General features: G+C 65.1%; 23 protein-coding genes. 10 read left to right on the forward strand and 13 right to left on the reverse strand.

Annotated elements, in window-relative coordinates; genetic code table 11:
* Positions 1-519 (forward strand): signal peptidase I (gene lepB / locus OZ10_RS02340; protein WP_039563837.1); only part of this gene is annotated, 519 nt, incomplete at its 5' end.
* Between the two features lie 79 nt (positions 520-598).
* Here lepB and OZ10_RS22780 read toward each other — a convergent pair.
* From OZ10_RS22780 to OZ10_RS02350, 3 genes are all read right to left on the reverse strand, one after another.
* Positions 599-1,090 (reverse strand): SDR family NAD(P)-dependent oxidoreductase, encoded by a 492-nt coding sequence (locus tag OZ10_RS22780; protein WP_228889006.1) that lies wholly within the window; start codon positions 1,088-1,090, stop codon positions 599-601.
* 81 nt (positions 1,091-1,171) lie between these two features.
* Positions 1,172-1,528 (reverse strand): SDR family NAD(P)-dependent oxidoreductase, encoded by a 357-nt coding sequence (locus OZ10_RS22785; protein ID WP_228889008.1) that lies wholly within the window; start codon positions 1,526-1,528, stop codon positions 1,172-1,174.
* Positions 1,525-2,553, reverse strand: a complete 1,029-nt coding sequence (locus OZ10_RS02350) for an MBL fold metallo-hydrolase (protein ID WP_039563857.1) — start codon at positions 2,551-2,553, stop codon at positions 1,525-1,527. Before OZ10_RS02350 ends, OZ10_RS22785 begins: the two co-directional genes overlap by 4 nt.
* 124 nt (positions 2,554-2,677) lie before the next feature.
* Here OZ10_RS02350 and OZ10_RS02355 point away from each other — a divergent pair, with 124 nt between their 5' ends.
* The gene (locus tag OZ10_RS02355; protein ID WP_039406782.1) at positions 2,678-3,310 is read left to right on the forward strand and encodes a TetR/AcrR family transcriptional regulator; all 633 of its coding nucleotides are present in this window, start codon (positions 2,678-2,680) and stop codon (positions 3,308-3,310) included.
* A gap of 143 nt (positions 3,311-3,453) precedes the next feature.
* Here the strand turns inward: OZ10_RS02355 and OZ10_RS02360 are convergent, their stop codons facing one another.
* The 4 genes from OZ10_RS02360 to OZ10_RS02380 all read right to left on the reverse strand — a co-directional run bounded on the left by OZ10_RS02360 (position 3,454) and on the right by OZ10_RS02380 (position 7,448).
* On the reverse strand, positions 3,454-3,816 hold the full coding sequence (locus OZ10_RS02360; protein WP_039563859.1) for a VOC family protein: 363 nt from the start codon (positions 3,814-3,816) through the stop codon (positions 3,454-3,456).
* Between the two features lie 73 nt (positions 3,817-3,889).
* A complete protein-coding gene (locus tag OZ10_RS02365; RefSeq protein WP_068873825.1) occupies positions 3,890-4,612 on the reverse strand; it encodes a DUF6597 domain-containing transcriptional factor in 723 nt (240 codons plus the stop codon).
* A gap of 244 nt (positions 4,613-4,856) precedes the next feature.
* Positions 4,857-6,119, reverse strand: coding sequence for a cation:proton antiporter (locus OZ10_RS02375; protein WP_039406773.1), 1,263 nt, complete (start codon positions 6,117-6,119; stop codon positions 4,857-4,859).
* A 372-nt stretch (positions 6,120-6,491) separates the two neighbouring features.
* The gene (locus OZ10_RS02380; RefSeq protein ID WP_039406770.1) at positions 6,492-7,448 is read right to left on the reverse strand and encodes a LysR family transcriptional regulator; all 957 of its coding nucleotides are present in this window, start codon (positions 7,446-7,448) and stop codon (positions 6,492-6,494) included.
* Positions 7,449-7,566: 118 nt separating this feature from the next.
* Between OZ10_RS02380 and aceB the strand changes: the two genes are divergently transcribed.
* The 4 genes from aceB (at position 7,567) to OZ10_RS02400 (ending at position 14,402) form a co-directional block, all read left to right on the forward strand.
* Positions 7,567-9,183, forward strand: coding sequence for a malate synthase A (aceB, locus tag OZ10_RS02385; protein WP_039406767.1), 1,617 nt, complete (start codon positions 7,567-7,569; stop codon positions 9,181-9,183).
* Between the two features lie 163 nt (positions 9,184-9,346).
* The gene (gene aceA / locus OZ10_RS02390; RefSeq protein WP_039406764.1) at positions 9,347-10,642 is read left to right on the forward strand and encodes an isocitrate lyase; all 1,296 of its coding nucleotides are present in this window, start codon (positions 9,347-9,349) and stop codon (positions 10,640-10,642) included.
* 190 nt (positions 10,643-10,832) lie between these two features.
* Positions 10,833-11,909, forward strand: coding sequence for a GGDEF domain-containing protein (locus tag OZ10_RS02395; protein ID WP_039406762.1), 1,077 nt, complete (start codon positions 10,833-10,835; stop codon positions 11,907-11,909).
* A 3-nt stretch (positions 11,910-11,912) separates the two neighbouring features.
* Positions 11,913-14,402 carry a putative peptide modification system cyclase gene (locus OZ10_RS02400; protein ID WP_039563840.1) on the forward strand — a complete coding sequence of 830 codons (2,490 nt, stop codon included), beginning with the start codon at positions 11,913-11,915 and terminating at the stop codon, positions 14,400-14,402.
* Positions 14,403-14,427: 25 nt separating this feature from the next.
* On the opposite strand, the gene OZ10_RS02405 is transcribed toward OZ10_RS02400, so the two are convergent.
* On the reverse strand, positions 14,428-14,739 hold the full coding sequence (locus tag OZ10_RS02405; protein ID WP_039563860.1) for an NHLP-related RiPP peptide: 312 nt from the start codon (positions 14,737-14,739) through the stop codon (positions 14,428-14,430).
* A 79-nt stretch (positions 14,740-14,818) separates the two neighbouring features.
* On the opposite strand from OZ10_RS02405, the gene OZ10_RS02410 reads away from it, so the two are divergent.
* Positions 14,819-15,979, forward strand: a complete 1,161-nt coding sequence (locus OZ10_RS02410) for a putative peptide maturation dehydrogenase (protein ID WP_039563842.1) — start codon at positions 14,819-14,821, stop codon at positions 15,977-15,979.
* Positions 15,980-16,104: 125 nt separating this feature from the next.
* Here the strand turns inward: OZ10_RS02410 and OZ10_RS02415 are convergent, their stop codons facing one another.
* The 5 genes from OZ10_RS02415 to OZ10_RS02435 all read right to left on the reverse strand — a co-directional run bounded on the left by OZ10_RS02415 (position 16,105) and on the right by OZ10_RS02435 (position 24,545).
* Positions 16,105-17,046, reverse strand: coding sequence for a cyclase family protein (locus OZ10_RS02415; protein ID WP_039563844.1), 942 nt, complete (start codon positions 17,044-17,046; stop codon positions 16,105-16,107).
* A gap of 315 nt (positions 17,047-17,361) precedes the next feature.
* Entirely contained in the window at positions 17,362-19,449 is a 2,088-nt protein-coding gene (locus OZ10_RS02420) for a S9 family peptidase (RefSeq protein ID WP_039563845.1), read from the reverse strand.
* 99 nt (positions 19,450-19,548) lie between these two features.
* Positions 19,549-21,576, reverse strand: a complete 2,028-nt coding sequence (locus OZ10_RS02425; protein ID WP_039563846.1) for an acetyl/propionyl/methylcrotonyl-CoA carboxylase subunit alpha — start codon at positions 21,574-21,576, stop codon at positions 19,549-19,551.
* A 184-nt stretch (positions 21,577-21,760) separates the two neighbouring features.
* Entirely contained in the window at positions 21,761-23,371 is a 1,611-nt protein-coding gene (locus OZ10_RS02430; RefSeq protein WP_039563847.1) for a carboxyl transferase domain-containing protein, read from the reverse strand.
* 10 nt (positions 23,372-23,381) lie between these two features.
* Positions 23,382-24,545 (reverse strand): isovaleryl-CoA dehydrogenase, encoded by a 1,164-nt coding sequence (locus tag OZ10_RS02435; RefSeq protein WP_039406742.1) that lies wholly within the window; start codon positions 24,543-24,545, stop codon positions 23,382-23,384.
* 128 nt (positions 24,546-24,673) lie between these two features.
* Between OZ10_RS02435 and OZ10_RS02440 the strand changes: the two genes are divergently transcribed.
* The 3 genes from OZ10_RS02440 to OZ10_RS02450 all read left to right on the forward strand — a co-directional run bounded on the left by OZ10_RS02440 (position 24,674) and on the right by OZ10_RS02450 (position 26,267).
* Positions 24,674-25,288 carry a TetR/AcrR family transcriptional regulator gene (locus OZ10_RS02440; RefSeq protein ID WP_068835629.1) on the forward strand — a complete coding sequence of 205 codons (615 nt, stop codon included), beginning with the start codon at positions 24,674-24,676 and terminating at the stop codon, positions 25,286-25,288.
* An 86-nt stretch (positions 25,289-25,374) separates the two neighbouring features.
* On the forward strand, positions 25,375-25,749 hold the full coding sequence (locus tag OZ10_RS02445; protein WP_039406735.1) for a hypothetical protein: 375 nt from the start codon (positions 25,375-25,377) through the stop codon (positions 25,747-25,749).
* Positions 25,746-26,267 (forward strand): RES family NAD+ phosphorylase, encoded by a 522-nt coding sequence (locus OZ10_RS02450; protein ID WP_039406732.1) that lies wholly within the window; start codon positions 25,746-25,748, stop codon positions 26,265-26,267. The genes OZ10_RS02445 and OZ10_RS02450 overlap by 4 nt, the downstream gene beginning before the upstream one ends.
* Positions 26,268-26,273: the final 6 nt, after the last annotated feature.

The following is a 26,273-nucleotide window of genomic DNA, read 5'->3' on the forward strand; positions in this document are numbered from 1 at the left end:
TCGTTCGCCAATCACTACCAGGTGCCCACCGGCTCGATGCAGCCCACCTTGCAGCCGGGCGACCGGGTGGTGGTGGACATGCACGCCTATGGCTGGCGCGTGCCGCTGAGCAACCGCATCGTTGTCGATGGCGAGCAACCGCAGCGCGGCGAGGTGGTGGTGTTCGATTCGCCGCGCGATGGCACGCGCCTGATCAAACGCGTGGTGGCGGTGGCTGGCGACCGTGTCGACCTGCGCGATGGCCATCTGTCGATCAACGGACAGCCGCTGCAGGGCGATGGCGACGGTGCGCACGAACGCTTTGGTGCGCGTGTGGCGCAGCTCGACCTGGATGCCGGTGGCGGCCCGGACCTGCACGCGGTACAGGTGCCGGCCGGCAAGCTGCTGGTGATGGGCGACCATCGTGGCAACAGCCTGGATGGGCGCTATTTCGGCTTTGTCGATGCGGCGGCGGTGTATGGCAAGGCGGTGGCGGTGTATTACCGGCGCGGTGACGGGCTGGAGTGGATCCGGCTGTAAGCCGCGCGCGATTGCTCCCCCGTCGCTGCATGCAAGCAGGTACGCCTACCGGCGGCGCAGACCACCGCTCCGCCTGAGCTCAGAACGCCACACCCGCCAGCGTGCAGGAGGTCTCCCACAGGTGCGCAGCCACGTGGCGGTCGTGGGCCTGGCGGGCGATCTTTGCCGGGGCCGGGTCGCCTTTGAGCTCGAACAGGCCGTCCGGGCCGTAATACCCGCCGCCCTGTGCCTGTGGCGCGGTGGCGGCATATAACGTGGGCAGTGCGCCGGCCGCGGCCGAGTAGCTGAGGTAAGGCCCCAGCAAGGCGGTTGCCGCGCCAAGCGCCGTACGGCGGCCACCGGCGGCCGGCCCGTTGGCGATCAATGCGGTCCGTGCAACGCCGGGATGTGCGGCGACTGAGTGCAGCCCCCAGCCCTGCGCGTCGCTGCGCCGCTGCAGTTCCATGCTGAACATCAGCATCGCCAATTTGGACTGGCCATAAGCCTTCCAGGGGCGATACGGACGCTCGGTCTGCAGGTCGTCGAAATCGATGCGGGCCTGACGGTGGGCCAGACTCGACAGATTGACCACGCGTGGCGCCGCGGCCGCACGCAACAGCGGCAGCAGCTGCGCAGTGAGCGCGAAGTGCCCGAGATAATTGCTGCCGAACTGCTACTCCATACCGTCGGCGGTGGTCTGCCGCTGCGGCGGGGCCATCACCCCGGCGTTGTTGATCAACAGATCCACCCGCTGCTGGTACGCGGCAAGCCGATCGGCAAACGCGCGCACCGATGCCAGTTGTGCAAGGTCCAGGGTTTCAACGCGCACCGTGGCGGCGGGATGCGCGGCCAGCAGTGCCTGCCGCGCGGCCTCGCCCTTGGCGGCATTGCGCGCGGTCAGCACCAGGCTGGCGCCGGCACCGGCCAGAGCCAGCGCAGTTTCATAGCCCAGCCCACCTGGGCTGGCACCGGTAATCACGGCCACCCGTGCCCGCTGCGGGGGCAGGTTGGCCAGCGTCCAGCGGCTCACCGCGCCACCGCCAGGGTGTCGGGCAGCGCGCGCCACCAGCGTTCGCCGGTGGCCGGGCGGCGCAGGTCCACGCGCTCGCCCATGTGCGGGGTGGCCAGCGGCACCTGCGCGTCCGCCGCCAGGGCGACGATGCGCTCGAACGGCTCGGTCCACACGTGCAGGGCCAGATCGAAGGTGCCGTTATGGATCGGCAACAAGGTGCGGCCGCCCACGTCCAGAAACGCCTGCAGGCTCTGCTCCGGTTGCATGTGCACGTCTGGCCACATGTGGTCGTAGGCGCCGTTTTCGATCAGCGCCACATCGAACGGCCCCAGCCGCTCGCCGATTGCCTTGAAGTGCGGGCCGTAGCCGCCGTCGCCGCTGAAGAACACGCGCAGGTCGTCCTGCTGGATCGCCCACGAGCACCACAGCGTGCGATCGCGGTCGAACAGGCCGCGCCCGGAAAAGTGCCGCGACGGCGTGGCAGTGAGCGTAACGCCGTCGATCTGCACCGACTGCCACCAGTCCAGCTGGCGCACCTTGGCCGGATCCACGCCCCAGCGCACCAGCAGGTCGCCCACGCCCAGCGGCGCGACGAACACGCCGACGCGCTCGGCCAGCGCGGCAATGGTGGCCCGGTCCAGATGGTCGTAATGGTTGTGCGACAGGATCACGCCGGCCAGGGGCGGCAGGTCGTCCAGCGCAATCGGCGGGGCATGGAAGCGCTTTGGGCCGGCAAACGCAAATGGCGAGGCGCGCCGGGAGAACACCGGGTCGGTCAGCCACAGGCCGCTCCCCAGTTTCATCAACACCGTGGAGTGACCGAGCCGGAACAGGCTGCGGTCCGGCGCGTTGTGCAGGTCCGTGGCGGTCAACGGCACAATCGGCAATGCCTGCGACGGCACCGTGCGCGCCGGCTTGTTGAACAGCACCTGCCACAGTAGCCGCAGGCCTGCCAACACGCCGGGAGTACTCAAGGTGGTGGGTAGCGCGTTGCGGAACCGCCCATGACGAAACTGCGGCGAAGAGGCGTATGGCAGTGGCAGGGATTGGGTAGGCACGACGGTATCCGGCGTAGAGGTGGTGTATCGAGATATTGGAAACACAAATTACACTACACAGTGTAGTTTTATTCTGGGGAATGTAAACCGCCCGGTGTAACATTGCGCCATGTCCAGTTCATCCGATTCGGCGCCGGCGCCGCAGCGGCTCACCGACCGCAAGCGTCACGCCATCTTGGAAGCGGCCAGTGTCGAGTTCCGCCAGCATGGTTTCGAAGCCACCAGCATGGATCGCGTGGCCGCCTCCGCAGGCGTGTCCAAGCGCACCGTCTATAACCACTTCCCCAGCAAGGACGTGTTGTTTGGGGAGATCCTGCGCGGCTTGTGGCAACGCAGCGCCGAGGCGGTGAGCCTGGCCTACCGCCCCGACCAGGCATTGCGCACGCAATTGACGCAGTTGCTGCAGCAGAAATTACGCCTGCTCGACGACGCGGCATTTATCGATCTGTCGCGCGTGGCGATTGCCGAAGGTATCCACTCGCCCGAGCGCGCACGCGCGCTGCTGGCCCAACTGGGCAGCAAGGAAGAGGGCACCACCACCTGGCTGCGCGCCGCACTGGCCGATGGCCGCCTGGCGCCGGTGGACCCGGACTTCGCCTCGCAGCAATTGCAGGCGCTGGTCAAGGGATTTGCGTTCTGGCCGCAGCTTGCGCTGGGGCAGCCGCCGCTGACGCCCGCGCAGCAGGTGCAGGTCGTCGAATCGTCGGTGGAGATGTTTCTGGGGCTTTACGGGCGCGAATGAGCGGCCGGGGGCGAACCGGCGCTGGCTATTGACGGGCATTGGGCCGGCAACGCTGCAGCGCAGGTTGCCGGCTCACGGCGGCCGGATGCAGAAGCCTTCGCCGCACCACGTGGCTTGGGCGGGAGCATCCCCGGCAGGCCAGGTCACGCCTCGGCCAGCTCCTGCGTCCATACCGCCAGCGCGTACCCGTCAGGGTCGGTGAAGTGGAAACGCCGCCCGCCCGGGAATGCGAACACCGGGCGGGTGATGGTGCCGCCAGCGGCTTCGATGCGTGCCTGCGACGCCGCCAGATCGTCGGAGGCCAGAACCACCAGTGCGCCACCCGGCTGCGGGGCTCCATGGAAGAAGCCGCCGCTCAGGCGGCCGTCGCGGAATTCGCAATAGTCCGGTCCGTAGTCCTGGAACGTCCAGTCGAACGCCGCAGCGTAAAACGCCTTGGCGGTGGCGATAGAGGCCACGGCAAATTCCAGATAGTCGATACGGTGATGCTGTGCGTTGCGTTGCATGGCGATGTCCTCGCGGTCGGTGGCTGCACAGCGTGCCTTGCGCAGCGACCTGGCGGCTTGGCGAAAACGGCCATCACCGTGCGTGTTGCTGCACCAGCTCACGCGGACTCAGCTGGGCGAGCAGGCGCGCATCGCGCACCAGATGCGGTGCGTCGCCATACCCGGCCTCCAGCGCGGCGGCGGTCAGCGTGGGCTGGCCAGATGCCAGTCGCAGGAAACGCTGCAGCCGCAAGATCCGCTCCAGCGTCTTGGGGCCATAGCCGAACGCTGCGTGACAGCGCCGCCGCAGCTGCCGCTCGCTGATCTCCAGGCTTGCGCACAACGCCGGCAGGCGCGGCGCTGCAGGCCCGGCCAGCTGGGCGAAGGTGAAGGCCATCTGTTGGTCCACGGCCACCGCGCGGTGACGACACAGCGCATGCAAGGTCTGCAGCACGTCGCCATCGCACAGCTTCTGTTGCCACTCGCCTGCATCGCGTCCCCACAGCGCATCCAGTGCCACGCGCTGGTCGGCAATATGGTGCAGCGGAATGCCCAGCACACCGGCGGCCGCGCCTGCAGTCAATCGCACGCCGGTGAGCACGTTGCCGGCGGCTACGCAGGCCATGGTCGCGACATGGTCGGGGCCGGCGACGAACAGTGCAGCGCCATCCCAGATCAGGTCGACACAGCCGTCCGGCAACACCCGCACCGGCGCATTGGCTGCACCTTGCCGGTGGCGCCAGCTGCAACGCAGCTGGGTGCGCAACTCGGGCGGAGGTGGGAGCTGCGTATAGCGGGATTGAGTTTCTGAGGACATGGCGGCAGTCTGTGGCATAACCCGTCAACGCGCCTGGCGGAAGAACTGTGCTGTGAGGCGGATGCCGCCGATGCGGCAGTCGCGCAGCGCAATCACCCTTGCCACCCGCGTTGCCGGTGGTGGCAAGGGTGCTTCACGTCCTGCCGGTGCGATGGCGCGCGAGCAGCGCAGGGTCGACGCGCAGCTCGCATGGCTGCCGGTGCGCGCTGATGCAACGTCGGCAAGTGCAGCGGCAGACAACATGTCAGTGACCCGGACGGTTCGCTTGCATGCCGTCGGCCGGGGCCGCATGGCGCCGGCCATGAAACCAGGCCACCATCGGCGAGGTCATCACCGTGGTCACCAGCGTCATGCCGAACAACAGCGTGAACAGGTCCGGGCCGATCACGCCGCTGTCCAGGCCGATCTTGATCACCACCAGTTCCATCAGGCCACGTGCATTCATCAGCGAGCCAACGGTGAGACTATCGCGCCAATCGTGCCCGCTCAGCCGCGCGCCCAGCGTGCAGCCCGCCAGTTTGCCGGTCACCGCCACGCCGATCACCAACACGAAACCGGCAATGCCGGCGCCGGCAAACGCACTGGGGCTGGTGGCCTGTCCGGCGACGGCAAACAGCACCGGCATCAGCAAGGTGATCGCCAGCGGTTCGATGCGTCCGGCCAGATGCTCCAGCAAACGGTCGTCGCGCGGCAGGCAGATGCCGAACACGAATGCACCGAAGATCGCATGCAAGCCGATCCATTCGGCCACCGCCGCGCAGCCCAGCAGGCCGATCAACACCCACACCAGCGCAGTGGAGGCATAGCGGCCATCGCTCGCCCGCGGCCGCAGCAGCCGCGCATACGCCGGCTTGAGCGCGCCGAACACCAGTGCGATCAAGACCAGCGCACCGGCCGCAGTAAATGCCACACCGCCGTGCGCAGTGTTGCCGGTGAGCGTGAGCACGATCGCCAGGAAGATCCATACCGTGGCGTCGTCGATGACCGCCGCGCCCAGTGCCAGACGGCCGGCCGGCGTGCGGGTCATGTTGCGGTCCTTGAGGATGCGCGCCAGCACCGGAAATGCAGTGACCGACATGGCTGCCGCAATGAACAGCGCAAACGGCCAGAAGCCGACGCCGTGCGGCGCAAAGCGCGGAAACAGCCACGGCGCAGCGGCCAGTCCCAGTGCCAGCGGCAACACGATGCCCGACACACCAACCAGCACCGACGCGCGCACCTGTGCCTTGGTGCCTTCCGGTGCACGCAGCTCCACGCCGACGACGAACATGAAAAGCACCACCCCCAGATTGGCCAGCCCCGACAACGGCGGCAGGCTCTTGGCGGCGAACAGCGCGTCATACAGCTGGGGCAGCCACGCGCCGAAGGCGATCGGGCCCAGCAACAGGCCGGCCGCCATCTCGCCAATGACCGGCGGCTGCCCGACCCGTTGCAATAGCGCACCACACAGGCGCGCCGCCCCCAGAATCACTGCCAACTGCACCAGCAACAACGTGGTCGGATTCATTGCGTCAACGTTCCATTGGCTGAGTCGGCTCGACGTGCGGGTCGAGCGCGCCGCATGCGGTCCGCCGTTCCCCCGGACAGACCACGCGCTCGTGCGCTGCATGCTGCAGCGCAGTCGCCGAGTGTAGGCGGACGTCATTGCGTCGTGCATCGCACGATCGCGCATCGCGCGCAATGTCGCCTCGAACGGCATGTAGGAGCCACATACCGTGCATCGCCGTCCTGTCGCGTTTGCTGGTTTTGTTGCACAGCACACGGCGCCTGCGCAATCGACACATGGCACGTGGCAACCTCGACCGCGACGCGCACTCATGTAGCGGGGTGCGCCAGCAAATTCGGGTGATCGCGTCGATGGCGTCGATCACCTGACGGCTCAGCGCTCCGAGTCGCCGCTCTCGTCATAGCCGCGCGGCGTAAACAGATCCGGCTGGATCAGTTCGATGAAGGCGCGTGCCTGCGGCGACAGATACTTGCCCTTGCGCACCACCACGCCGTAGCTGCGGGTAGGGAAAAAGTCCTTGAGCGAGCGCGTGGCCAGTTTGTCGCGATCGGCATCGGTGACGCAGATGGCGGTCACGATGGAAATGCCCATGCCCATCGCCACGTACTGCTTGATCACCTCCCAGCCACCCACTTCCAGCGCCACGGTGTAGGGCACCCGGGCCTGTTGAAAGATCAGGTCGACCAGGCGGTAGGTCACCTGCCGCCGCGGCGGCAGGATCAACGGATACGGCGACAGATCCTGCAGCGACACCGTGGGCTTGTGCGCCAGGGGATGGTCGGGCGGTGTGATCAACAGCTGCTCGAAGCGGTACACCGGTGCGTAGTTGAGGTCGGCCGGCACGTCCAGCATCGAACCAACCGCCAGATCCACCGCATCCTCGCGCAGCAGGTCGGTGCCGTCGGCGCTGATCGCGTTGTGCAGGGTCAGCCGCACATCCGGATGGCGCGCACGGAAGTTTTCCACGATGCGCGGCAACAGGTACAGGATGGTGGAGCTGTTGGCGGCGATGGTCAGCTCGCCCGCATCCAGCCCACGCACCTTCTCGCGGAAGCTCGCCTCCAGCCCGTCCAGGCTTTCCACCAGCGGCAGCGCCATGTCGTACAGCAATTGTCCCTCGCGGCTGGGCGCCAGCCGCCGTCCGGAGCGTTCGAACAAGGGCACACCCAGGTCGCGTTCCAGTGCCTGCAGTTGCAGGGTCACCGCCGGCTGACTGACGTATAGCGCCTCAGCAGCCCGTGAGACCGATCCCAGTCGCACGGTCTGGCAGAATGCCCGCAGCGGTTTGAGCCGATCGGATTTGTAGGAAAATCGCGGAGTTGGCGCCATATCAGTGAGCGATCATCGCTTGATATAAGTCCTGCTTATTTACAGCATTGATAAAACTGCTTTGTCAAATAGTCCGTCGGCGCGCACGGTGCAGGTCCGGACGCACAAGGAACTCCCCATGTCTGCCACCGCTTTTGCTCCACGTCCTACCGACCGCGCCACGCCGGGTCTGTCGCTGACCACCCAGGTCACCGGGCAGGCAGAACTGCTGCCGCCAGCGGCGCTGGCGCTGCTGGTCTCGCTACACCGCGCGATCGAGCCCGGCCGTCAGCAGCGTCTGGCCCAGCGGCGCGCCCGCCAGGCCGCCTTCGACGGCGGCCTGCTGCCGGATTTCCGCGCCGACACCCGTGCCATCCGCGAGGGTGACTGGCGTGTTGCGCCGTTGCCGGCGGCATTGCAGGACCGCCGCGTCGAAATCACCGGTCCCACCGATCCGAAGATGGTCATCAACGCGCTCAACTCCGGCGCCAAGGTGTTCATGGCCGACTTCGAGGACTCCACCGCACCGACCTGGCGCAACCTGCTCGCCGGCCAGCGCACCCTGGCGGCCGCCGTGCGCGGCGATCTCAGCTTCGATGCGCCCAACGGCAAGCACTACGCACTGCGCCCGGAAGCCGAGCGCGCGGTGCTGATCGTGCGCCCGCGCGGCTGGCACCTGGACGAAAAGCATGTCCACATCGACGGGCAGCCGCTGGCGGGCGGCCTGTTCGATGCGGCCCTGTTCGCCTTCCACAACGGCCGCGCGCTGCTGGCCAGGGACCGCGGCCCGTATCTGTATCTGCCCAAGCTGCAGAGCATGGAAGAAGCCGCACTGTGGGAAACGGCGCTGTCGCATATCGAAGCGATGCTGGGCCTGCCGCATGGGCAGATCAAGGTCACCGTGCTGATCGAAACGCTGCCGGCGGTCTTCGAGATGGACGAGATTCTGCACGCACTGCGCGAGCGCATCGTGGGCCTGAATTGTGGGCGCTGGGATTACATTTTTTCGTATCTGAAAACCTTCCGTGCGCACCGCGACCGCGTCCTGCCCGAGCGCGGCCAGGTCACCATGACCCAGCCCTTCCTGAAGGCGTATTCGGAACTACTGATCAAGACCTGCCATCGCCGCGGCGCGCATGCGATGGGCGGCATGGCCGCGCAGATCCCGATCAATCACGACGAAGCCGCCAACGAACAGGCGATGGCGCGTGTGCGTGCCGACAAGCTGCGCGAAGTCAGCGCCGGCCACGATGGCACCTGGGTGGCACACCCGGCGCTGATCCCGGTGGCGATGAAACTGTTCGACGAGCACATGCCCACCGCGCATCAGCAGCATGTGCTGCGCAACGACGTGCAGGTGACGCGCGACATGTTGATCGCCCCGTCGCCGGGCACCATCACCCGCGCCGGTTTCGACGGCAATGTCGAAGTCTGCGTGCGTTATCTGGCTGCGTGGCTGGACGGCAATGGCTGTGTGCCGATCCACAACCTGATGGAGGACGCGGCCACCGCCGAAATCAGCCGCGCGCAACTGTGGCAGTGGCTGCATCACGGCCAGCATCTGGATGATGGCACCGCCATCGATCAGCACCTGCTGCAGGCCACCTTGCGTGCGTTGCCGGCCCGGTTGGGCGCCACCACCACGTTGCCCGGCGCCGCCCGCATCGATGAGGCGATCGCCTTGCTGCAGGAGCTGAGCGTTGCCGATGCACTGGCCGACTTCCTCACCGTGCCGGCATACCGCCTGATCGATTGATCGCTGCCGCGGCACCGCCACCGCGTATCGCCGCAGCTCCCGCCTCACCGCAGCACACCGCCCGTTGCGCGCCACCGCGCAACGATGGCCTTGCCTTGCCGCGTGCGCCGTCGGGCACGCCGCTTCCCCGTTCCATCCGTCGTCCCTCTCAGGAGAACGCAAGATGAGCACCACACTGCAAAGCGCCGAACAACTGCAGCAGGACTGGGTCAGCAATCCGCGCTGGACAGGCATCACCCGCAACTACACCGCCGCCGACGTGGTGCGCCTGCGCGGCACCGTGCATGTCGAGCACTCGCTGGCGCGGCTTGGCGCTGAAAAACTATGGACGTCCCTGCATGCCACCCCGTTCGTCAACGCGCTGGGCGCCTTGACCGGCAATCAGGCGATGCAGCAGGTCAAGGCGGGCCTGAAGGCGATCTACCTGAGCGGTTGGCAGGTGGCGGCCGATGCCAACCTGGCCGGGCAGATGTATCCGGATCAGTCGCTGTACCCGGCCGATTCGGTGCCGGCGGTGGTCAAGCGCATCAACAACACCTTGCTGCGCGCAGATCAGCTGCATCACGCCGAAGGCAACGATGACATCGACTTCCTGCAGCCGATCGTGGCCGATGCCGAAGCCGGTTTCGGCGGCGTGCTCAATGCCTTCGAACTGATGAAGGCGATGATCGAAGCCGGCGCCGCTGGCGTGCACTTCGAAGACCAGCTGGCCTCGGTCAAGAAGTGTGGCCACATGGGCGGCAAGGTGCTGGTGCCCACGCGTGAGGCGATCGAAAAGTTGAACGCCGCGCGCCTGGCCGCCGACGTGCTGGGCGTACCGACGCTGCTGATCGCGCGCACCGATGCCGAAGCAGCCGACCTGCTCACCAGCGATGTGGATGCCAACGATCAGCCGTTCACCACCGGGCAGCGCACGGTCGAAGGTTTCTTCAAGACCCGCAACGGCCTGGACCAGGCGATCAGCCGCGGCCTGGCCTACGCGCCCTATGCCGATTTGATCTGGTGCGAAACCGGCAAGCCGGACCTGGAGTTTGCGCGCGCCTTTGCGCAAGCCATCCATGCCAAGTACCCGGGCAAGTTGCTGGCCTACAACTGCTCGCCCAGTTTCAATTGGAAGAAGCACCTGGACGATGCCACCATCGCCAGATTCCAGACCGAGCTGGCCTGCTACGGCTACAAGTTCCAGTTCATCACCCTGGCCGGGTTCCATGCGTTGAACCACAGCATGTTCCAGCTGGCGCACGGCTACGCCCGCAGGCAGATGAGTGCCTTCGTCGAGTTGCAGCAGGCTGAATTCGAAGCGGCCGACCGCGGCTTCACTGCGGTCAAGCATCAGCACGAAGTCGGTACGGGTTACTTCGATGCAGTGACGCAGGCGATTCAGCAGGGCCAGTCGTCCACCACCGCGCTGCGCGGCTCTACCGAAGAAGAACAGTTTCACGGCGACAAGGCCGCCTAGCCTGCAGCGGGCGGTCAGGCGTTTGCCACCCCGGGAGGGGAGGGGCCCGGAAACCGGGCCCTTTTTTTGACTGGAATACCCGTCATTTCGTCTCTTCACCTGTGAGAAAGAGTGTGACCTGGTACTGAACAAGGGGGTCCTGTAGGATTTGTCCATGGGCTAACGTTGTAGGCCGGCCTAAGGAAACTGGATGACTTGCCACAACTCCACAGGCGCAGTCGAGCCGACGGGAAGCGTTGCCAAAACGCTTTCGGACGGGCTGCACGCGTCGATGACTGCCGAGGAACTTGCATTTTTCGCGCGTTTTGGCCGGCTGCGCGACCTTGCCGCGGGCCAGGCGCTGTTCGAGCGAGGCGCGATCGGCACGCAGATGTTCATCGTGGTCAGTGGCCAGATCGACCTGGATTTCGGCGAAGACCTGATGCTCAAGCATCTGGGCCCGGGCGAGTTCTTTGGCGAGCTCGGCCTGCTGATTGGCGACCATGCGCGTAGCGCGGGGGCCAGTGCGTCGATGGACAGCCGCCTGATCGAACTGGCACATGACGATTTCCAGCGCCTGGTCGACCACGACCCGTCGATGGTGGCGCACTTTCTGCGCCGTTCCATCGTGCGTGTGGTCAATAACGAGCAATTGCTTATCCGCCAGCTGCGCCGCCGCAACCATGACCTGGAAGCGGCGCTGGACAACCTCTACGTCACCTCGCACCAGCTCAACCATACCGAAGAGCTCAGCCGCACCGACGAGCTGACCGGGTTGCACAATCGGCGCGGCCTGGCGCTGTATCTGCAGGAATGCCGCCGCGCCGGCAACGTGCCCGGCGTCGGCCTGATCCTGATCGATTGCGACCGCTTCAAGCGCATCAACGACGAATTCGGGCATCTGGCCGGCGACCGTGTGTTGCAGAACGTGGCGCACGCATTGCGGTCGGTCATCGCCGAAGGCGATCTGGCCTGCCGGCTCGGCGGCGACGAATTCTGCGTGCTGGTGGCGCAAGGCACGCGCGAGCTGGTGCACCACATCGGCGAATGTATCGTGCGCGCGGTGGAAGCGCGCCTGTGCAACGGACCGAGCGAGCAAGGCTGCTCGGTCAGCGTCGGCTTGTGCATGATCGATGCGGATGCGGCCTGGAACGATTGGTACACCCTCGCCGACAGCGCCTTGTACGAAGCCAAACGGCAGGGCGGCAACGTGCTGGCCATGCACGATGCGATCGCATCGGCGATCTCGCCGCCGCCCGGTACCACGCCCGATTCGGGCCATCGTTAAGTCATGAGCGCCCGCAACGCACGCAAGGACGCGTCCTCGGAGGCTATCCAGGCACCACGTCTGCGCACCTTGCTGTTGACCGATCTCTGCGACTCGACCGCGCTGGTCGAACGCATCGGCGACAACGCCGCCGCCGCCCTGTTCCGCGAACACGACCGCCTGGTGGTCAAGCTGCAGCAGCACTGGCGCGGCCGCCTGATCGATCGTTCCGACGGGCTGTTGTTGTTGTTCGATCGCCCTATCGACGGCCTGGGCTTCGCGCTGGATTACGCGCGTGGGCTCAAGGCCATGAGCGATACCCATGCCCAGCCGCTGCGAGCGCGGCAAGGGCTGCACGTGGGCGAGGTGCTGACCTGGCGCAACAGCGACGAGGCGGTGAGCATCGGCGCCAAACCGCTGGAGGTCGAAGGCCTGGCCAAACCGACCGCCGCACGCCTGATGTCGATGGCACGCCCGGGGCAGATCCTGGTCTCGGCAGTCGCCGAATCGCTCACCCACCGCGCTGCGCGCGAACTGGGCGACCGCGTCGAACGCATCCTGTGGAAATCCCATGGCCGCTGGCGCTTCAAAGGCGTCCCCACGCCGATGGAAATCTACGAAGTCGGCGAAATCGGCCTGACCCCGTTACGCGCCCCGAAGAACTCCACCAAAGCCTGGCGCGATGTCCCGCTATGGCGGCGGCCGGCGGCGTTGGTGACGGAGCTTGCGGTGATTCTTCTGACCACGGGTATCTTGTGGTTATTCGGGCGACCGCAGCCGGCAATTGCATTTGCCGAACGTGATTGGGTAGTGGTGGGCGATCTCCACAACCTCACCGATAGCGCGACGCTGGATGAGCCGCTTCAGCAAGCCCTGCGGCTCAGCTTGCAGCAGTCAAAGCACGTCAATCTGATTTCTGAAAAACGTGCGCATGACATGCTGGAGCTGATGAAACAAAGCGATCGCACCAAGGTGGATCGGGCGCTTGGTGCGCAAGTTGCAATGCGGGCTGGCGCCAAGGCGCTGATATTGCCGAGCGTTGCCGATATCGGGGGCAACCTCCGCTTCACGGTAGAGGTGATCGATCCAACCACCCAGGCGACGGTCTACATGTATAAAGCGGAAGGCCGCGGGCAGCGTTCGTTGCTCACTTCCGTGGATACAGTGAGTTCGAACCTGCGCAAAGGTCTTGGGGAAACGCTGGCTTCCATCAAGGCAAACTCCGCGCCTTTGCCGCGCGTCTCCACCGCGAACATGGATGCCCTGAATGCCTATGCGTTAGCCCAGCGTGAGTTCGGTGTGGGCCATTATTTGCGCGCCCGGGATTACTACCTGCGCGCCGTGGAACTGGATCCGACATTCGCTTTGGCAAACGTCGGTGTCGCCCGCTGCTATTTCTATCTCGAAAACACGTCGATCGGTTTGCCCTATCTCGAAAAGGCATTGAGTCTGCGGGCAAAATTGCCTCCGCGCGAGCAGGTCTATCTCGACGCCTGGTATGCGCAGATCAAGGATCCGGCAAATGCCTACGAGAAGTGGATGCAGATGGCAAACCTGTATCCAGACGATTTTGCCGCAGCCGAAAACACCGCCTATGCGTTAGAAGTGCGTAACCGCTACAAGGAAGCGCTGGTCTACGCCAAGCGGGCAGCGGCATCGCGTTACGATTTCGACCCGCTGTCGTTGGAGATGGTCGGGCGTATGCAATTGGCGTTGGGAAAGACCTCCGAGGCGCTAGGGACATTTCGTTCCGCCAGAGCCGCGGGGCTGGCGTCTGCAGCCGTGTGGGAAGCGGTGACCTTGGCGGTCCTGAACGATTTCCCGGCAGCCCATGCGATCTGGCCGGCGGAGGGGCGTCTGGACGTTGCCTACTTTGATCAAGTGTCCATCTATATCGACGAACACCGCAGGGAGCAGGCGTTGGTGGAAATGGCGCGAATCTCCGATTCGATCGATCATGCCTCCTCGCGGTACCAGCAGTCACTGGTCGCCAAAGCATCGGCGCAATATGCGCAGGGCAAGCATGCAGACGCGCTGCAAACCATCGATGCAGCGGTGCCGGTGGCATTGTCGAGCGTTGCCAAAAGTGGCGAGGGCGTCGCGCAGCGAAGTGATGCCGTTGTTGCTGCATCGCTTGCCCTCATTGGGCAGCGGATGGGCCATGCCGCTGCTGCCAAGTCGGTACTGCGCGCGCTGCTAGCTAAGCCGGAACTGGCCAGGATGCCGTCTGTTGCCGAGCTCGTCGTTCTTCTACAGGCGCGCATGGCTCTTTTGGAGGGGCATGCCCAGGAGGCGATCAAGTTGCTGGAGCCAGGCCTTGATGGAAATGAAGCCTACCAGTACCACGTGGTCCTCAAAGAAGCCTATACGGCACTCGGGGATTCACGCGCTGCCGCCAGCGAGAAGACGTGGCTGAAAAATGCACATGGCAGAGCCTATGCAGAGTTCGGTGGATGCGGATGGTGCCAGCAGCCGATGAACGTTTTCGATGCAGCGATGGCTGACGGCAAGTAACGCAAGACTACTTGCCGTCGCGACATCATTTCTTGAGTTGCGGTGACGAACCCAATGGCACGTTCAAACGAATCGGCTGCATATTGACCGAGGACGTCAGGCTGGCATGAATTTCGTCACGTGCCTGCGCAATCGTGTCTTTGTCGGCCAATGCATCGACCTTGAGCTGGGAAGCCATGAGCTCGGCGTCCTCCGAGGGGTAACCGACCTGCAGCAAGGCAGCCTTGGGATCCTTTTTGAACAGGTCACGGAATGCATCGTCGGTGGCCAAGAGGTCCAGAAGCTTGTGAGCAACCTCTGGTTGCAGCGGAGCTGGGCGTTTGTCGTTCTCGGTCATGCTCATCAACGGTAGGGAATCTTCAAGAAATCTAATTCCAGACCGCTAGAAGATCAATCTCGATGATGAGCGTTGGATCATGTTGGTGAGGCGCTGTGCAGTTGTCTACGTTGAACCCAGGGAATCGGTAGAGATCGACCTTATCGGCTTATGTGCAGGAGGAGCGGGTACCACGCGCTCCAGGCATTGGGTCGCGCTGGCGCCGCATCTGGATGCGGAACGCCTACTCACCGAGGATGAAGTGCTTCTATTGGGCCGAACCAGCCCGAGCCAATGGCTGCATCAAGGACTCCTCGGGGACAGCTCGGTTGTGGAGTCATTGTTGGAAAAAGGACTGCTGCTGGCGGGCGATCCGAATCCCAGCCTGACACACGACCGCGATGAGATTCAGCGGAAAAGCCAGTGGCATCCATTGGCCGCGACGTATCACGCGTTCACTCGATGGAGCAATGTTGACTCGGCCAGGGCTGCCAGGGATGCGGGCGCCGATACGTCGGCAGCGTTGTTGTCGACCTTCGGTCCGCCACCGCCAGAGCAGATCGTACGGGGCAGCGACGGACAGGTCGCGCTCCTGCGAGGTTCCGATGTCTATCTCGACACGGTGCTGCGGAAGCGGACAACATGCCGGAACTTCGATGCCCAGGCTTGCATGGAGTTTGACGTTTTCTCAAAGATCATCGAGCGCACCTTCGCTGCGAATGCAGTGCTGCAGGCAGATGCCGATACCGTCTTTCTAAAGCGTTCTAGTCCGTCGGGCGGCGGCCTGCATCCGCTGGACGCTTATCTACTCATCAGGAACGTCTCCGGCGTTATCGACGGGGTATACCACTACCTTCCGATCGATCACGCGCTGGAGCCATTGGACACCCAGGTACCGGACCTGGAGGGCGTGGCGTTGAAGATCCTTGCGGGACAGGACTGGTTTTCCGGCGCGCAAGTGATTGTGGCGCTGTGTCCCCGCTACTACCGCAACTTCTGGAAGTATCGCGCGCACGCAAAGGCCTATCGCGCACTCGCATTGGAGGCAGGTCATTTTTCCCAGACGCTCTACATGGCAGCCACAGATGTAGGGCTAGGCGCATTTGTGACCTGCGCGATCAATGAGGTGCAGGTTGAGGACCTGCTTGGGCTGGAGCCCATCATGGAGGGTGTGATGGCGATCTGTGGATTTGGCGTACGTGGCGAGGTCATGAAGACCATGGAGCTGGACCCCAATTACGAGGTCTGGGCAGGTCACTAGCTGGAGTCAAGTCGCATGGGAATGGCGGAAAATCGGGAGCAAGTAAGCTTTGCAGGAAGTGGCGAGCCACTCAGTAAAGAGTTGCCGTTCGCTATGGATGGTGACGGCTTTGCCCCGGCGATTGGCTAGGGATGCTCGCGCATGACGCCATCGACGTCGCGAATCAGCGGATGGGCGTGCTCCGCCAATGGCGCACCCGGAACCTCATCCACCGACACCCCGTGGGACCAGTTGGGTGGAGCGATGGCGATGTAGCGGGCGAAGCCGCCCGTGCCGCCTTCGGGTTTTGCAAAGCCAATAGCGATCAGGGCGCCGGACGGCGGCACCTGATCGAGATTTGCCACGCCTTCGGCCTGGGCAAAGTTGTGGTGGAGCAGCCACTGTTCGCCTTCTAGGGTGTCGGTCGTATCGGTGTCCAGCGGTTCATGGCCGTGGAACAGGATGTGTCGCTGCAGATGCAGATATTTCAACGCGGCCAGGCTGACACCGGGGAAAGGTTTTTCGGCAAAGCGCTGGGTCTGGTTCCAGCGCCTGTACCAGTCGGAGCGGAACATCACCACCGAGCCCTCCGGAATAGGCCCATAGGTTCGCTCCCAGGCGGTGACGTCGGCGACGCTGGCGTGGTAGCCGGGATCTTTTTCGATTTTTTCGTGGATATCGATGACCACCAGCGGGCGCACCGCGTAGGTGGCCGGAAGGTCGCTGATGGTGGCGCCTTTGGGATTCCAGTGGGCCGGTGGATCCAGCTGCGTGCCGTACTGGTCGGTGCTCAGTTCATAGGCGGTGGCGACGAAGCCGTGTGCGTCATAGCGGAATTGTTCGCCTTGGGTGGCAAACCCGGGCAAGGTTTTGCCCGCCACCGCAGGCTTGAACTTGGCTGGCGCGAAGCCGGGCCAGACCGGCTGTGTCGGAGAGAAGGCATGGGTCAGATCGATATATTTGGCCCGCCGCAGGCTCTGCTGATAGAGCTGCCACAACTGCAGGTCTGGCACTGGCGTCGCGGCTGTAGCCGAACCGAGCGAAACGGCAAGCGACAATGCGGTGGCTAAGCGAAGCAATGGCGACATGTCAGGTCTCCGATAAGGGATTCTGCATGCTAGCTGAGTGCGCAAGCACCGCGCAGCGGTGACACTGGACGCCGATCAGTGATGACGCATGGGCAGCGATGGACGCACGACCGTGCGCCGGCGCAGCGACCCGACGATTCGGCGTCATCTGCCTTCGACGCGTCGCTGCAGTGTTGCGCACTTGCAGCTGTTCCTACGGGGCGATCGACTGTGAAACTTGCACTTGCATCAGCAGATTGAATTGCTGACACGATGAACCGGCGACTGGAGGTCGCCGGTCATGCAGGTGTTGTGGCCGATGCCGCCACGTGCGCCCTACTGCCGAATCGCCTGCGTATGTGTCTTCAACGCGTCGGGAAGGCCGTTGATCTTGTCTGCGCCCTCCGGGACGGTGATGCTGGAGCCGTCGAAGTCTGCACCGATCGGTTGCGCGCGGCCGCCCAGGCACTGGCTGAGGAAGCCTTCGGTCACTGCGTTGAAGGCCTTGCTGTTCTCGGGGCGACGGAAGCCGTGGCCTTCGTCCGGGAACAGCACGTAGGTGACCGGGATGTTCCTGGCCTTCATCGCGTTGACGATCTGGTCGCTTTCGGCCTGCTTGACGCGCGGGTCGTTGGCACCCTGGCCGATCAATAGCGGTTTGCTGATCTTGTCGACATGGGTGAGTGGGGAGCGTTCGGTCAGCCACTGCTTGCCGGCCTCGGTGGCCGGGTCGCCCATGCGACGGGTCAGCTGCTTGTAGAAGCTGGCCCAATACGGCGGTACGGTGCCGAGCAAGGTGTTGAGATTGGCCGGGCCGACGATATCCACGCCGCATTTGAAGGCGTCCGGGGTGAAGGTCATGCCCACCAGCGTGGCGTAGCCGCCGTAGCTGCCGCCCATGATGGCGACATCCTCGGGCTTGGTGACGCCTTGCTTGACCGCCCATTGCACTGAATCGAGCAGGTCGTCGTGCATCTTGCCGGCCCACTCGCCGTTGCCGGCATTGGTGAATGCCTTGCCGAAGCCGGTGGAGCCGCGGAAGTTCACCGACAGCACCGCATAGCCGCGGTTGGCCAGCCATTGCTCGTAGGGGCCGTAGCCGTAGCTGTCGCGTGCCCACGGGCCACCATGCACGAACAGCACCAGCGGTACCGGCTTGTCGGCCTTGCCGTCGTGATTGGCGTCGGCTTCAGCGGGCAGGGTGAGGTAGCTGACCAACTTGAGGCCATCGCGTGCAGTCAGTTCCTGCGGCCACATCGGTACCAGCGGCTTGCCCTCCAGCGCAGGTCGTGCGGAGAACAGCTTGGTCAGCTTGCCGCCATCGGCGCGATCGTAGCGGTAGTAAGTCAGTGGCGTTTCTGCTGCCGAATAGCCCACGATCCAGATGCGGTCGTCGAGCGTACGTGCGGCAACGCTGGCATCGCCTGCGCCCAGCGATTTGAGTTTTTGCAGATCCGTGGCAACGCCGGTATCCAACGCCTTCCACTCTTCGCGCAGGTAGTTGGTCGATACCGCCTGCACCACGCCGGTCCTGGGGTCGTTCAAGGTGGCGCCAACGTCGGCGCGCGGGCTTTCGAACAACAGCGTGCGTGCATTGCTGGCGGTGTCGATGGCGTACAGGGCGGCGGTATCGCGATTGCGCGAATCCTGCATGTAGAGCGTCTTGCCGTCGTCGGTCAGCCCGTCGGGCAAGGTGTTGGTGACATCTTCGAATGGAATGCGGTCCACAGGCTTCCAGCCCTTGCCATCGGGTACCAGCAGTTCCCGGCCGGCGTCGTCGGTGGCACGCGTGGCGTAACGCAGCTGGAAGTTTCCATCCAGCAGATAGGAGTCCAGGCTGTCGGTGTTCTTCTGCACCAGGGTGCGCTTGCCCGAGGCCAGCTCCACCCGGTACAGGTCGTGCCACTTGGCGTCGCGGTCGTTCATGCCGACCATGATGGTGTCCGGATGCTGCGCGCTGACGCGGTACACCTCGGCATTGGTCTTCTTGAACGGGGTCAGGTCCTTACTGCTGCCATCGGTCAGGTCGACCGCGAACAGATGGAAGTCTTCATCGCCGCCGGTATCGCGCAGATACAGCAGCGTGTTGGATTGGTAGGTCCAGAAATAGGAGCGGATGCCGCGCGCAGTGTCCTTGGTGATGGCGCGCGCCTGGTCCGGTGCATCCACTGGCGCCACCCAGACATTGAGTACGCCATCCAGCGGTGCGACCCAACTGAGATACTTGCCGTCCGGGCTGATGCTGACATTGGCGCGCTCGGGATTGCCGAACAGCGCCTCGCGGGTGATCAGTTCAGGGGGCGCCGTGGGCGCCGCCGCTGCGGCGGATGCTGGCGGTGTGGCCTTGTCGGGTGCAGGAGCGGTCTTGTCGCTGCAGGCAGACAGCGCCAGCAGCATGCTGGAAGCAAGGAGCAAGCGTTGCATGAAGCCTCCGGAGGGTAGACGGCCAGTCCGGCCGAGTGCCCACGCTAGGGGCAGCGCCTGCGCCAGCGGACGTGCCGTTGGTCACGCTCCCATGCGGCACTACGCAGATGCGGACACAAATTCCACCAGCGCGACACCGTCGGCCACCAGATCGCCCTCGGCCACCAGGTAGGCCTTGACCATGCCGTCGCCGGGCGCGTGCAGGGTGTGCTCCATCTTCATCGCTTCCAGCACCACCAGCGCCTGCCCGCGGGTGACCGGCTGGCCCACCGCCGCCGCCAGCGACACGATGCGCCCGGGCATCGGCGCCGTCAGGCCGCCGGCCTCGTGCGCGGGCTGGTCCGCGTTCTCGAGCGCATCTTGGTGGCGGAACATCGCGCGCTGCGTGGAGCCGATCACGGTCACCGTATTGCCGTCGCGCAGACGCTGCGCACGCCACTGCCGGCCATCCATGTCCACGCGTACGTCATGGCCGTGGCAGTGGTGGCGCAGGTGATGCGTCTGGCCGGCATGGGTGACCTGCCAGCCATCGGTGAGCCGACGCACGCCCAGCGTGCGATGTTCGCCCGCCGCCTCCAGCTGCACGCTGCGCGCCGCATGTGCGCCGATCCGCCAGCCGTCGGCGGTCTGCCATGGCGAGAACGGATCGGCAGGATCCGGCGCAGGCTGCAGCGCTGCTTCGGCAATCGTGACCGCAGCCAGGCACCACCAGGCATTCTCGGGGACGGCGGCGTCGGCAAACAGCGCAGCGTGTTCGCGCTCGATCAGCCCGGTATCCAGATCGGCCGATGCGAACGCGTGGGTGCGGATCAGGCGTGCCAGAAATGCGCTATTGGTAGTGACGCCGACCGCATGAACCTGTGCCAGCGCAGCGTGCATGCGTGCCAGTGCCGCAGGGCGGTCGACATCCCAGACGATGAGCTTGGCGATCATGGGGTCGTAGTAGGGGCTGATGCTGTCGCCTTGCTCCACGCCCGCATCGATGCGCACGTGCGCGCTGGCGGCAGGCAACTGCAGCTGGCGCAAGGTGCCCGTGGAAGGCAGGAAGCCGCGCTCGGCATCTTCGGCATACAGGCGAGCTTCCAGCGCATGCCCGTGGATGCGCAACTCGTGCTGGCGGCGCGGCAGCGGTGCGCCTGCGGCAACCTGCAGTTGCCACTCGACCAGATCGGTGCCGGTGATCAATTCGGTCACCGGGTGCTCCACCTGCAGCCGGGTGTTCATTTCCATGAAATAGAAATCGCCCTCCGGCCCGGCGATGAATTCCACCGTTCCCGCGCCCACGTAACCCACCGCGCGTGCGGCATCGACCGCTGCCTTGCCCATCGCTGCGCGGCGCTCCTCGGTCATGCCGGGCGCGGGCGCTTCCTCCAATACCTTTTGATGGCGGCGCTGTACCGAGCAGTCGCGCTCGAACAGATACACCACCTCGCCATGGGTATCGCCGAAGACCTGGATCTCGATATGGCGCGGGCGCTCGACATATTTTTCCACCAGCACATGAGCATTGCCGAACGCCGACTGCGCTTCGCGCTGGCAGCTGGCCAATGCATCCTCGAACGCGGCGCTGGCATCGACCCGGCGCATGCCCTTGCCACCACCACCGGCGCTGGCCTTGATCAGCACCGGGTAGCCAATCGCATCGGCCTGCGCACGCAGGAACGCCGGTGCCTGTTCGTCGCCGTGGTAGCCCGGCGTCAGCGGCACGCCGGCGCGTTGCATCAATGCCTTGGCCGCGCTCTTGTCGCCCATCGCGCGGATTGCAGCGGCCGGGGGCCCGATGAACACGATACCGGCCTGCGCGCAGGCGTCGGCAAAGACCGCGTTTTCCGAGAGGAATCCGTAGCCCGGGTGGATCGCCTGCGCACCAGTGAGGCGCGCTGCCTCCAGGATCGCTTCGCCACGCAGATAACTCTGCTGTGCAGGCGCCGGACCCAGATGCACCGCTTCATCGGCCAGGCGCACATGCCGCGCATCACGATCGGCATCCGAATACACGGCCACCGTGGCGATGCCGAGCGTGCGACAGGTGGCGATCACCCGGCAGGCGATCTCGCCGCGATTGGCGATCAGGACCTTGTCGAAGGGGCGTTGCGCTACGGTGGCGACGGGGTCGTGCTGTGTCATCGGGTCGGTCTCTGCACATCGCCATCGTGGCGGTGGTCGCGCGCATGAGCGCGGGTGGATGTCGTGCTGCGCTCAGCCATTGCGATGTCTGTGTTCCATGCTGCCGGCATGCGTTGCACTGTGTTTGACCGCAGCGCACGTAGACGCATACGCCGGCACATGCAACGCTGGCCAACGGTCGTGCTCACATCCGGAACACGCCAAAGCGCGTCGGTTCGATCGGCGCATTCAACGCCGCCGACAAGCCCAGGCCCAGTACGCGCCGGGTATCGGCCGGGTCGATGATGCCGTCGTCCCACAGGCGTGCGCTGGCGTAGTAAGGGTGGCCTTGCTGTTCGAACTGCGCGCGGATCGGCGCCTTGAACGCGTCTTCTTCTTCGCCCGACCATGCCCCACCCTTGGCCTCGATGCCGTCGCGGCGCACCGTCGCCAACACACTGGCGGCCTGCTCGCCGCCCATGACGCCAATGCGCGCGTTTGGCCACATCCACAGAAAGTTCGGCGAATACGCGCGGCCGCACATGCCGTAGTTGCCGGCACCGAACGAGCCGCCGATCACCACGGTGAACTTGGGTACCTTGGCGCAGGCCACCGCCATCACCAGCTTGGCGCCGTCCTTGGCGATGCCGCCGTGTTCGTACTTGCGCCCGACCATGAAGCCGGTGATGTTCTGCAGGAACACCAGCGGAATGCCGCGTTGTGTGCACAGCTCGATGAAGTGCGCGCCCTTGAGCGCGGACTCGGAAAACAGGATGCCGTTGTTGGCGATGATGCCGACTGGGTAGCCATGCAGATGCGCAAAGCCGGTCACCAGGGTGCTGCCGTAGCGCGGCTTGAATTCGTCCAGGCGTGAGTCGTCGACGATGCGCGCGATCACTTCGCGCACGTCGAACGGCTTGCGCGTGTCGGCAGGAATCACGCCATACAGCTCGTCGGCGGCATGCCGCGGCGGCACCGGCGTTTGCAGTGCCAGGGATGCAGGCGGTTTGCGCCAGTTGAGCTGCGCGATGATGGCGCGGACGCGTGCCAGTGCCTGCAGATCGTTGTCGGCAAAATGATCGGCCACCCCGGAGATGCGTGTATGTACATCGGCACCGCCAAGCGCTTCGGCAGTGACTTCTTCGCCGGTGGCTGCTTTCACCAACGGCGGGCCGCCGAGAAAGATCGTGCCCTGCTCGCGCACGATCACCGTCTCATCGCTCATTGCCGGCACGTACGCACCGCCGGCCGTGCAGGAGCCCATCACGCAGGCGATCTGCGGAATGCCGTTGGCCGATAGGTTGGCCTGGTTGTAGAAGATGCGCCCGAAGTGGTCGCGATCGGGGAATACTTCATCCTGCAGCGGCAAGAACGCGCCGCCGGAATCGACCAGATAGATGCATGGCAAGCGGTTCTGCTGCGCGATGTCCTGCGCGCGCAGATGCTTCTTCACCGTCATCGGGTAGTAGGTGCCGCCCTTGACGGTGGCATCGTTGGCCACGATCACGCACTCAACGCCAGACACGCGGCCGATACCGGCCACCACACCCGCACACGGCACCTGGTCGTCGTACATGCCGTGCGCGGCGAACGGTGCGATCTCCAGCAGGGCGCTGCCCGGATCCAGCAGCGCATCGATCCGGTCGCGTACCAGCAGCTTGCCCCGTGCGGTGTGCTTTGCCCGCGCCGCCTCGTTGCCGCCAAGCGCGGTCTGCGCCAGGGTGCGGCGCAAATCATCGACCACCACGCGCATTGCCGCCGCGTTGGCCTGGAAACTCTCGCCGCTGATCTGCAGCTGGCTGGTGATCACGCTCATGAGGGCTCCGTCAGGCGGTGCGTTCGAACAGTTCGCGGCCGATCAGCATGCGCCGGATCTCCGAGGTCCCCGCGCCAATCTCGTACAACTTGGCATCGCGCCACAAGCGACCGGTGGGGTAGTCGTTGATGTAGCCATTGCCACCCAGCACCTGGATCGCCTGGCCGGTCAGCCAGGTGGCCTTCTCGGCGGCATACAGGATGGCGCCGGCCGCGTCCTGGCGCGTGGTGCGCCCGGCATCGCAGGCACGTGCCACCGCATAGACGTACGCGCGGCAGGCATTGAGCCCCACGTACATGTCGGCCAGCTTGGCCTGCATCAACTGGAAGGTGCCGATCGGCTCCCCGAACTGCTTGCGCTCGTGCACGTAGGGCAGCACCACGTCCATCGCCGCCGCCATGAGGCCCAGCGGGCCACCGGCCAGCACCACGCGTTCGAAATCCAGCCCCGACATCAGTACGCGCACGCCACCGTTGAGGGTGCCGAGCACGTTCTCGGCCGGCACTTCGCAATCGGTGAACACCAGCTCGCAGGTATTGGAACCACGCATGCCCAGCTTGTCGAGCTTCTGCGCGGTGGAAAACCCCGGCATGCCTTTTTCGACGATGAAGGCGGTGATGCCGCGCGCGCCGGCGTCCGGGTCGGTCTTGGCGTAGACCACCAGCACGTCGGCGTCGGGGCCGTTGGTGATCCACATCTTGTTGCCGTTGAGCACGTAGCGGTCGCCGCGCGCGTCCGCTCGCAGCTTCATCGACACCACGTCCGAGCCGGAGCCGGCCTCGCTCATCGCCAGCGCGCCCACATGCTCGCCCGTGCACAGCTTGGGCAGATAACGCTGCTTCTGCCCGGGCGTTGCGTTCTTGCGCAGCTGGTTGAGGCACAGGTTGGAATGCGCGCCGTACGACAAGCCGATGGCCCCCCCGGCCCGCGAGATCTCTTCCATCGCCACCACATGCGCCAGGTAGCCCATGCCGCTTCCGCCGTATTCTTCTTCCACAGTCAGCCCCAGCAGGCCTTGCTCACCGAACAGGCGCCACAGTTGCGACGGAAAGACATTGTCGTGATCGGCCGCCGCGGCGAGCGGGGCGATATGGTGGCTGGCGAACGCCGCAACGCTTTCGCGCAGCAGATCGATCTCTTCGCCAAGCTCGAAATTCAAGGACGGCACATGCATGGAGCAACTCCACAGGGATCGGGACGTGCCGGGTGGGGGCGGGCGGGCCGCGCGGCGTAAGCAGGCAGCCTAGCCGTCCCCGGCAAAAAAGTGAACTAAAATTCAACTATTGAACCCAGAATCACACCATGGCTTATCGACGCTCCGCCCTGATGGAAGAACGCCTGGCCGGCAACCGCGAACGCATCCTGCACGCGACCCGCGCGCTGATCGCCGAGGGCGGCTACCGCAATGCCCCGATCACCGCGGTGGCGGCAGCCGCTGGCGTGTCGACCGGGCAGATTTATCGGCATTTCCCGTCCAAAGCCGAGCTTTTCGTGGAAGTTTTAAACGCGGCGGTGCAGCGTGAGATGACCCTCCTGCGTGCCATCGCGACCACCGATGCCAGTGCGGCCGAGCGCCTGCGCACCGCCATTGCCACCTTCGTACGACGCGCGCTGGCCGGTCCGGCGCTGGCATACGCCTTCATCGCCGAGCCGGTGGAAGGCGAAGTGGATGCCGAGCGCATCCGCGGCCGTCGCCTGTTCGGCGAGGTGTTCCGGCAGTTGTTGGCCGAAGGCGTGGCCGCCGGAGAATTTCCCGAACAGTCACTGGATGCCGCAGCAGCCTGCATCGTGGGTGCCTTCACCGAGGCCCTGGTCGGGCCGATCGCGCCCAGTCGCGGCGACCCGCAGCAAGGCGAACAGTTGGTCGAAGCGATAAGCGGCTTTTGCCTGCGTGCGGTGGGGGTGAGGCAGGTCTGACACTGCGCTGACCGTGCATCCCGCCGTGCTGGATGGATGCTGATTGCTGTGCATATACTGTGCACGTCACCTGCCCGAGCACACCCATGGTCGCCGTCCTCAATCCCCTCTCCCTGACCGAGCGGTTGCGCGCGCCCGACCGCACCATTCTGTCGCCGGCAGCCATGGCCGGCCTGCTGGAGCTGTCGCAGCAGGAGCTGGCCGAGCTGGCCGGCGTGCATCGCAACAGCCTGCGCGTGCATCCGGAAAGCCCGCGCGTGCAGGAAGTGTTGCGCAATCTCTCGCGGCTGCTGGTGGCGATGGCGCAGATCCAGCCGGACGAACATCAGGTGGTGTTCCATCTGAAAAACACCCCGATCCCCGTCTTCGAGTTCGCCACCCTGCTGGAGGTGGTCAAGCAGGGCCGCACCGACGATGCGTTGACCTACCTGCGGACCGTCGCCTCGGGGGCCGCCGGTTGAAGCTGAGCGCTCCGGCGCACTGCACGCTGTATCGCGCCTTCACTCCGCGCTGGGCCGCCGAACCCCTGAGTGGTGCCGGTGCGGCGCGCTCGGGCGGGCGCTTCAATCGTTTCGGTCAGCCGGCGCTGTACCTGTCTTTGCAACTGGACACGGCGGCGGCCGAATACGCACAGGCCGCCCCGTTCCTGCCGCCGTTCACGCTGGTCAGCTACGCAGCCGAGCTGCCGGCGCTGGCCGATCTGCGCCTGCTCGATGCCAGCTGGGACGCGCTCTGGGCCGACTGGACCGACGACTGGCGCAAGGCCCTGGTCACCAAGGTCGAGCCGGTGAGTTGGGTGCTCGGCGACCTGCTGCGTGAGGCGCAGATTCCCGGGGTGATCTTTCCCAGCCTGGCAGCGCCGGACGGGGTCAACGTGGTGCTGTTCCTGGACATGCTGCAGCCCGAGCAGGTGCTGCGGGTGCTCGACGATGGCCGGCTGCCACGCGATGGGCGCAGCTGGGGCGATCCGCCGCCATAATCGGCC

The organism is Xanthomonas cannabis pv. cannabis (genome assembly GCF_000802365.1).
Lineage (GTDB): Bacteria > Pseudomonadota > Gammaproteobacteria > Xanthomonadales > Xanthomonadaceae > Xanthomonas > Xanthomonas cannabis.